This window comes from Finegoldia magna, assembly GCF_018371055.1.
In the GTDB taxonomy this organism is placed as follows: domain Bacteria; phylum Bacillota; class Clostridia; order Tissierellales; family Peptoniphilaceae; genus Finegoldia; species Finegoldia magna_I.
In genome coordinates this window covers 1-8,921 of the sequence record NZ_JAGYZD010000055.1, presented here as the reverse complement: position 1 = coordinate 8,921, position 8,921 = coordinate 1, and the positions used below count along the sequence as shown (strand labels likewise).

The window sequence follows — 8,921 nt, the reverse complement described above, 5'->3', positions numbered from 1 at the left end:
TGATGAAATTGAAGGAATAGTTATTTTTGTCGACCATAAAAATATAATTAAAAACTACAATAAAGAAATAATTTTATCTCACTAAAAAATCTGCCTGTTTCAAGGCAGATTTTAGTTTTAATATGCGTTATTGTAAATTGTTTCGATGTCTGATGTTGACAAATCAGAGTAGCTTGTTTTATATGCAGGTGTGTTTTCAGCCATTTCTTTGATTTTGTCTTTTAGAATGTCAAGTTCACGAAGTGTAGTTGGAGCTCCGATTTCTTTGAAGAAGTTTTGTAGTGCAACGATTGATTCTAGTGCTAATTTTTCATCTGGTTTTCCTTCTGGATCTATATTCCACACGTTTATTGCAAAGCTTCTGAATTTTTCCAGATGATTTTTGTAGACAAATTTCAAATAATTTGGATAAACTACTGCAAGTCCCATTCCGTGAGTTACATCAAAATATGCGGATAATGTGTGTTCCAATTTGTGGCTTAGCCAATCTGAGCTTTTGCCAGTGGCAGTAAGTCCGTTGATTGCAAGTGTACTTACCCACATTAGATTGCTTCTAGCTTGGTAATCTTCAGGATTTTTGAGAGCTACTCTGATACTGTCGATTACAGTTTTCATCAAGCTTTCTGATATATTATCTGTTGTGTTTTCGTAATCTGGTTCTGAAAAATATTCTTCCATTATGTGGCTGAACATATCGCAAGTTCCACTGATTAATTGATATTTTGGAAGTGAATATGTGTATGTTGGGTCGATTATTGAAAATACTGGATACAATAATCTGTGCCCGTAGCCGTATTTTTTCTTTCTTTCTATATTGGAAATTACACAACTACCGTCCATTTCACTACCAGTTCCAGCCATTGTAATTACTGTTCCCAGTTTGATAGCGTCTGTTGGTTTGTTTTTTTCTTCGAAGAAATAATCCCAGAAATCTTCATCAGTTTTTGCACCCATTGCGATTGCTTTTGAGCAGTCCAATGTAGATCCGCCGCCGACAGCTAGAATAAAATCAATGTCATTTTCTTTGCAGATTTTGATTCCTTCATAAACTTTGTCAGTTCTTGGGTTTGGAGTGATTCCAGAAAGTTCGAAAACTTCTTTGCCTTTCAAATTTTTCATAACATCATCGTAGACGCCATTTTTCTTGATGCTTCCTCCACCATAAGTTACTAAAATTTTATTGTAATCCTTTAATTCATCGGCTAGATTTGTAACTTGACCTTTACCGAAATGTACTCTTACTGGATTGTAAAATGTAAAATTGTTCATAATGCCCCCTTGTTTTATTTCAAATTTACTCATATAAATATATATCCGTTAATTGCGTATTTAAAACAAAAGCAGCGTAAAGTTACGCCGCTTAATTCATTTCTTGTATTTTTTTGTAAATCATATTTTTGATTTCTGATGAATCGAAAATTGTAGTGTCAACTTTTTTGATGTTTTGTAAATTATCGGGAATAGGCGATTTTATAAAGGAGTTTAGTTTTTCCAATGCCATATTTATATCCAAATCTTCATTGTATCCAAATGATTTCAAAAGCTTATCTGTAGATGAATATGGAGAAGTTGTAGCCATAATTATTGAAGGCGTGTAATCATAAGAATCGATGACATATTTGTCGTAAGCAAGAGAAGCCATTGCAGTTTGAGGGGATAATGGATACTGACATTCCAAAAATAATCTCAAAATTTTCTGACTAACCTCATCACTTGTCAAGCTGTACGTTTCAATACAACTCAATTTTTGTAGTTCTTCAGGATATAAAGTGAATTTATTTTTTTCTCTAAAATCTGTGTAAATCTCTCTTATTCTATCTTGATTATTTATCAAATGATGTAACAATCTTTCAATATTCGCCAAGACCAATCTTTCAAATGATGTGGATTCTTCACCGAAAACTTCGTCATAGACAAATTCTCCCGTATCCAAGAATTTTTTGAAAGACAATGGACTTTTTGTTGCACAAATTATTTTATTAATAGGAAGTCCCATTCTTTTTGCATAGAAACAAGCCATTATATTGCCGAAATTTTCCGTAGGAATACTTACGTTGATTCTTTTTCCAGCTTCTATCTCTCCGTATTTTACCATTGTCACATAACTGTAAAAATAATAAATAACTTGAGTGAGAACTCTGATTATATTCAAAGAATTGCACGTAGAAATCACCGATTCTTTTTGTGCAATCAAATCTTTTATATCAGAATCATTTATCAAACTATCCACCAATTTTTTACATTTATAAAAATCACCATCTACGCCAATTGCACAGACATTATCGGAAAGTGTGGATAATAATTTTGATTTTTCGATATCTGAGATATTATTTGGGTAAAACACGAAAACTTTTGTGTTCATCTTTTTGAAATTCTCAATCGTAGACACAGAGATATCAGTGGAAGCTGTGAACAGATATAAGTTTTTCACATCTTCATTATTATTCAAATTAATATCTATAAATTTAGAGATAATACTCAATGACAAGTCCCTATAAGACAGACTTTTGTTGTTGAAAAGTTCAACGTAACATCTATCATTTGTTTTTCTCAAAAAAACATTAGGCTCATCTCCATCGTAAGCGTTATTTACAATGCTTGATATTGAATCTTCGTCAATATCAGTTAAAAAATGCTTCAAAATATATATAGCAAGTTCGTTATATGTCATATCTCTAAGCACATCAATATCGTACAAATTATCTAAATTCAAAGGAACGTAAATATCATCATTTATACAATTGAAGATTACTTCTTGAGAATCGATAGTTATTGAATTATCCCTAGTGCTAATAAATTTCATATTTCCTCCTAATATTATTCTAATTATATCATTTTATGAGATTTAAGTTAATCTTTTTAAATTTCGATAAAATTTGAGTAAAAAATGCCGAAAATATAACGAGAAGCTTATAACTATTGTTTATTTGTTTTTGAAGAGTATAATAATAGTAAAGCGTTTTCTAATTAATAGAATTGATTGTAGCTTTGGGTAAGAATTATAAAATTGAAGGAGAGAGGGAATTATGATAAAAGTAATTCTTAAAAAGAACATCAAGTTTATGGCAGTATCTTTGATTATGAGTTTAATTATGGTTGTGGCGACGCTGTCCGTACCGTTTTTAAGTAACAAGATCTTCAGAGATATTACCAACATTCAAAGAAGTGATTTGTACTTATTGTTTGGGATAATGGTGTTAAATTATTTTATTCAAATAGGGCTGATTTTGTTAAAAGAAAAAGTAGCGGTGAATGTGAATTCAGAAAACTTAGATAATTTTATGCAGGATTTATTTCATGTGAAATACGACACTATGATTAATTTGGGAAACAATTCACTGATTACGAAGATTTCTAAGTTGACTAATTCTATTTACAGTTTTTTGATTGACGATGTAAACACAATGGTTAGTTCGATTTTGATAATTATTGGAGCTTTGATTTTTGTTTCTATTCAAAATATTTATTATGGTTTGATTTTATTAGCGATAATACCATTTACATTTTTCGGATTTAAATTAATCAATAAAAAACTATCTGAAAAATGCGTATCACTATCTGCAATTACTTCCAAAAACTACCAAGATTTTAATAATATTTACAGTAATCCAGATTTTTTGAAACAATACTCCAAGTTTGATGGTTTTGATAATCTTATCAACAAGAAAATCGTGGAAATTTTTGAAGCACACAAAAGCGTTAATCAATTCGCAGGTGCAGCAAGTAGTAGTATTAGAATGTTTAACGAGCTTGTGCAAAACGCTTTGTTGATATGGATAAGTTATAATGTTACGATTGGAAATGCTAAGTTATACTCAATTGTGGTGTTTACTTTGGTAATCAATGTATTCTTCGACTCATTGTATTCATTAAATGGAGTAAATATCGACTTAACGAATTTGAAGGTGGATTCTGGATTTTATAAGGAAAATATTTTAGATAATTTGGAAAACAAAAATGGCGTTGCAATTGAAAATACAATAAGCAAAGTTAAATTTGAAAATCCAGTTGTGAATATTTTGAATACTGAGTTCAAATTTGAAATTAATGAAGAATTTTATCCTTCAGATATCGTATACATAGACGCAAAAAGTGGCGCTGGTAAAAGTACACTTCTACGCTCGTTGTTGAATATTAGAGATGTTGATGGAATATCTATTAACGAAAAGTCAGTCAATTCATTATCTTTGGATGAATTAAGAGAAAAAGTCGCATACGTTCCACAAAATCCACTTATCATTCCTGCAAGTCTGAGGGAAAATATTTTGGTGGATACAGTCAAAGACAAATCTATCGATGAAAAAATATTGTCAATGGATGTTTTGAAGCCTGTATTGAAGAATAAAAACCTGGATTCGGAAATTTTGGCAAATGGAGAAAACTTGTCTGGAGGAGAAAAACAAAGAGTATCCATCGTTAGAAGTCTTATGAGAGATGCTGATGTTTATATTTTTGACGAAATAACTAGCAACTTGGATTCAGAATCACAGGAAGATTTCTTCTCGAATTTTATTAAAGATATCGACAATAAAATCGTGTTCATTATTAGCCACGATAAAAAAGTACAAAAATATTGCAACAAAACAATGCATGTAAAATAAAAACGAGCTGATTCAAATTTAGCTCGTTTTTAATATGTGATTCTGTCTAATATTTTATTGATTTTCGGATCAAGTGGTGTTGTATTAGAAGCTGCTGTAAGAACTGCTTACAATATGTTAACTGGTGATGACCTTAAACAATTAGAGTTCGAAGAACTTAAAGAAATGAGAGGCATCAAAGAATCCAGAATAGAAATTTTAGGAAAAGAAGTTAAAGTTGCTGTTGCAAGTGGACTCGCAAATGCTAGAAGGCTTTTGGAAAGCATCAGAGATGGAAAAGCTCACTACGATATTATAGAAATCATGGCGTGCCCTGGTGGATGTATCGGTGGAGCTGGACAACCACTTCTTAGAGGGAATGTTTCGAAATTAGAAAAGAGAATGAATGCTATTCATAAAGAAGACAGGGACAAACCAATCAGAAGATCATACGAAAATAAATCTATCAAAAAGATTTACAATGAGTATTTGGATGCTCCTGGTTCAGAAAAAGCACATCATTTGCTTCACACTGAATATTCTTCAAGAGCAAAATATTAATTGAATAATTTTTGAAAAAGTTCTTTGGCGATTGCCGAGGAACTTTTTTATTAAAACCAATTATCAAACTAAAAAAATTATAGTATTATATATAGATGGAGTTGGTGAATAATTGAAAAAAATTTGTAATATATTTTTGGGATTGATTTTGGCCCTGATTTTTATAATAAATTTAAAATGGGGAAATAATGACCATTTGGTAAGCTATGATGGAATTGAACTTGATTATGTAAAAGCTACTGTAGTAGATATTGTAGATGAAACGCTGGATTATCCTTATAATTCAAAACCTGTAGGAATACAAAACATCAAAGCGAAAATTAGAAAAACTGGAGAAATTGTGGATGTGGAGAACAAACTAGAAGCATCGCATAGTGTTTTAGTAAAAAAGAACGACAAGGTGATTCTGGCGAAAAGTAGAAATCCTCATCACAATTCTGAAACTTTTTACAGGATGTATAATTACGATAGAAGTTTTAGTACAATCTTATGGATAGGGATATTTATAATTTTCATAGCACTTGTTGCAGGAAGTAGAGGAATAAAAAGCACGATTGCTCTTGTGATTAGTATATACATAATTTTGTTTTTTGATATTTCGCTTATCATGAATGGATTTAATAATATTGTGATTACAATTTTAACTGTGATTTTGTGCACAATATATTCCACTTTGATTTTATATGGTTATTCTAAAATGAGTTTAATCAATATGATTTCTGTTTCGGTATCATTTGTATTTGTGAGTATTTTGGTTAAGCTAATGAGTATCGGACTTAATATTTCGGGGTATAATCTGGAAAATGTCGGGGAATTGATACTTGTGATAGGAAAGGTATGGAAATTAAATATCGAAAATTTACTGTTTTCCACTGTTGCTATTTCAGCTTTGGGAGCGTCAATGGATGTAAGTGTATCGATAGCTTCTGCATTAAGAGAAATTCAGTCGTTAAATAAAGATGTATCGAGTAAAAAATTATTTAAAAGTGGGATGAGTATTGGTCGAGATATTATTGGAACAATGGTCAACACATTAGTATTTGCATTTATTGGATCATCACTTGTGAGCATAATGATTTTTATATTGCACGGAACAAATACTTTTAATAGAGTTGTGAGTTCTGATTTTTTTGCGGTGGAAATTACGAAAGCGTTAATTGGAATAAGCGTTGTGATTATAATGGTTCCAGTGACTTCTTTTATTGCATCGAAAATATACAATGAGAATAGTTTTTATAAGCATATCAAATGATATGCTTTTTTTAATGTTTTTTTAACAAATTTTTACATTTTATTAACTTTGAAAAACATAAATTTAATATTTTAATCGTACAATGTATTTGGTGATGAAATATTGAAGAAAATTGTTAATGTAATTTTAATCTTGCTATTGATTGGAATTTTCTTTTTGAATAGAAAGCTAGATGTAAATGAAAGCTTGATTAGTTACAAGGGTGTGGAATATCTGAGGGCGAAGGTTGTGGAAGTTGTGGATGAATCGCTAGATTATCCGGACAATTCTAAACCTGTCGGCGTTCAGAAGATTAAAGCTAAGATTTTAAAAACTGGAAAAGTTGTGGAGTTGGATAACGAACTTGTGAACACACACAGCATTAAAGTTCACAAAGGAAGTAATGTTATTCTAATTCAAAATCAAAATTCAGGTTCAACTGATGATTATTACTATTCCGTGTACAACTACGATAGAAGTATAAGAATTTTTGTGATTATAGCATTATTTGTAATATTTTTGGCTGTGATTGCTGGGATAAAAGGCTTCAAAAGTGCGATAGCTTTATTTGTAAGTATTTATATAATTTTATTTTTTGATGTGGCGCTTTTGATGAATGGATACAATAATATTTTGGTTACGATTATAACGGTAATTTTGTGTGCAGTCTATTCTCTAGTGGTGTTGTATGGATACAGTAAAATGACTTTGGTAAATATGATATCGATAGGAACTTCATTTTTGATAGCGGCAATTATGGTCAAAATCATTGGAAAAGTTTTGTATGTTTCTGGACACAATATGGAAAATGTAGAAACTTTGATTTTGGTAGGAAAAACATGGGGACTTAGGATTGAGAACTTATTATTCTCTGCAGTTTCCATAGCATCTCTTGGTGCTTCAATGGATGTTAGTGTGTCGATTTCATCTTCTTTGAAAGAAATTAAATCATTAAATACAGATTTGGATAGCAGGAAGCTTTTTCAAAGCGGAATGAATATAGGTAAAGATATTATTGGAACAATGGTAAACACTTTGGTGTTTGCATTTATAGGGTCTTCTCTAGTGACGATTATGGTTTTGATATCGCATGGAGTAAGTTTTAATCAGCTTGTAAATTCTGATTTCTTTTCAGTAGAAATCACAAAAGGGCTGATAGGTACGGTCGTTGTGATTATAATGGTGCCAGTGACATCATTATTCTCATCAATTATATATAATCTTAAGGGGGAAAATTAATGAACAAAACGGCAAAAGCGTTATTAGCACTGGGTATGGTATTTTCTATAGCTACAACAGCTACATACACAACTACATTTGCTGAAACTAATGTAAAAAATGATGTTAGCACAACAGCAACACAAACTCAAGAAGAATCTCAAATAAGATTTCCAATCTTGACTATAGGTAAAGACCAAAGTGAAAGAAACTTCACTTGGTACAGCAAGAGCAAAGAACAAGGTTATTTGGAAATAGTAGAAGCAAATGATCAAAAAGATTTTTCAAATGCAACGAAAATCAAAGCTGTAACTTCTGACAAGAACACAACATTTGATATCAATGACAAATCAAACGCAAAAGTAAAAATCGAAAAAGATAAAAAAGATCAAGCTTTAAAAGATTTGTATGAACTTAAAGATATGTCAAACTCTCAAGTAAATATCAAAAACTTGAAACCAAACACTAAATACATGTACAGAGTTTACAATGGTAATGGCAAAAAATCTCAAGTATTCGAATTTACAACTCAACCAAAAGGAGGCTTTACATTTGTATTAGCAGGGGACCCTCAAATTGGTGCCGGTAAATTCTACGCAGACAGAGACAAATGGGAAAAAGCATTGGGAACTATCAAAAAACAAGTTCCACAAATGAGTTTCTTGTACAGTTTGGGAGACCAAGTCAACGAATATACATCTAAATCAGAATTAGAATACAGTGGATATATTGAAAGAGAAAACGCAAAAGGAATTACATTTGCAACGTTAATTGGTAACCACGATTCACAAGCAAATTCTTATTCACAACACTTTGCACTTCCTAACCTTCAAGCTGAAGGAAAAACAGAAGCAGGTTCCAACTATTATTTCGTGTACAATAATACGTTATTCATTCAATTAAATTCTAACAACATGAATACTGCTGAACACAAAGCTACAATTGAAAAAGCAATTGAAATGACAAAAAATCAAAACATCAAATGGAAAGTAGTTGGTTTCCACCACGCTATTTATTCTGCAGCGACTCATGCGAATGACGACGATATCATCAAGAGAAGAGCGGAATATCCAGCATTGATGAAACAATACGGTATTGATTTAATAGTATCTGGTCACGACCACGTTTACACAAGAAGTAGAATGATGAATGGCGGAGTAGCTATTGAAAGCGAAAGAAACTTTACTGACAAATCAAAAGAAGAAGGTAAAGTTCCATCAAAATATGTAAACCCAAAAGGACAATTATATTTAACTGCAAACTCTGCATCAGGTTCAAAACACTATGATTTAGTAGAATTCAAAGACTACATGGCAGTTAGAGACCAACAT

Annotated in this window: 7 protein-coding genes; 5 read left to right on the top strand and 2 right to left on the bottom strand. The window is 31.2% G+C overall.

The genetic code is table 11. The features are described 5' to 3' along the window. Positions 1-117: 117 nt before the first annotated feature. Positions 118-1,269 carry an iron-containing alcohol dehydrogenase gene (locus KHW44_RS03735; protein ID WP_304066138.1) on the bottom strand — a complete coding sequence of 384 codons (1,152 nt, stop codon included), beginning with the start codon at positions 1,267-1,269 and terminating at the stop codon, positions 118-120. A gap of 91 nt (positions 1,270-1,360) precedes the next feature. Then, positions 1,361-2,803 (bottom strand): threonine synthase, encoded by a 1,443-nt coding sequence (locus KHW44_RS03730; protein WP_002835198.1) that lies wholly within the window; start codon positions 2,801-2,803, stop codon positions 1,361-1,363. Between the two features lie 223 nt (positions 2,804-3,026). Here KHW44_RS03730 and KHW44_RS03725 point away from each other — a divergent pair, with 223 nt between their 5' ends. The 5 genes from KHW44_RS03725 to KHW44_RS03705 all read left to right on the top strand — a co-directional run. Beyond that, positions 3,027-4,601, top strand: a complete 1,575-nt coding sequence (locus tag KHW44_RS03725) for an ABC transporter ATP-binding protein (protein WP_304066134.1) — start codon at positions 3,027-3,029, stop codon at positions 4,599-4,601. A gap of 36 nt (positions 4,602-4,637) precedes the next feature. After that, positions 4,638-5,141: an iron hydrogenase small subunit gene (locus tag KHW44_RS03720; protein ID WP_002835196.1), complete on the top strand. Its 504-nt coding sequence runs from the start codon at positions 4,638-4,640 to the stop codon at positions 5,139-5,141. A gap of 112 nt (positions 5,142-5,253) precedes the next feature. Beyond that, a complete protein-coding gene (locus KHW44_RS03715) occupies positions 5,254-6,393 on the top strand; it encodes a YibE/F family protein (RefSeq protein WP_002835195.1) in 1,140 nt (379 codons plus the stop codon). Between the two features lie 102 nt (positions 6,394-6,495). Continuing rightward, positions 6,496-7,611 (top strand): YibE/F family protein, encoded by a 1,116-nt coding sequence (locus KHW44_RS03710; protein WP_002835194.1) that lies wholly within the window; start codon positions 6,496-6,498, stop codon positions 7,609-7,611. Further along, positions 7,611-8,921 (top strand): metallophosphoesterase family protein (locus tag KHW44_RS03705; protein WP_304066128.1); only part of this gene is annotated, 1,311 nt, incomplete at its 3' end. The genes KHW44_RS03710 and KHW44_RS03705, both read left to right, overlap by 1 nt.

Excerpts from the sequence above, each read along its gene's own strand:
- KHW44_RS03730 (WP_002835198.1), bottom strand. The coding sequence starts at position 2,803 with ATGAAATTTATTAGCACTAGGGATAATTCAATAACTATCGATTCTCAA.
- KHW44_RS03725 (WP_304066134.1), top strand. The coding sequence starts at position 3,027 with ATGATAAAAGTAATTCTTAAAAAGAACATCAAGTTTATGGCAGTATCT.
- KHW44_RS03735 (WP_304066138.1), bottom strand. The coding sequence starts at position 1,269 with ATGAACAATTTTACATTTTACAATCCAGTAAGAGTACATTTCGGTAAA.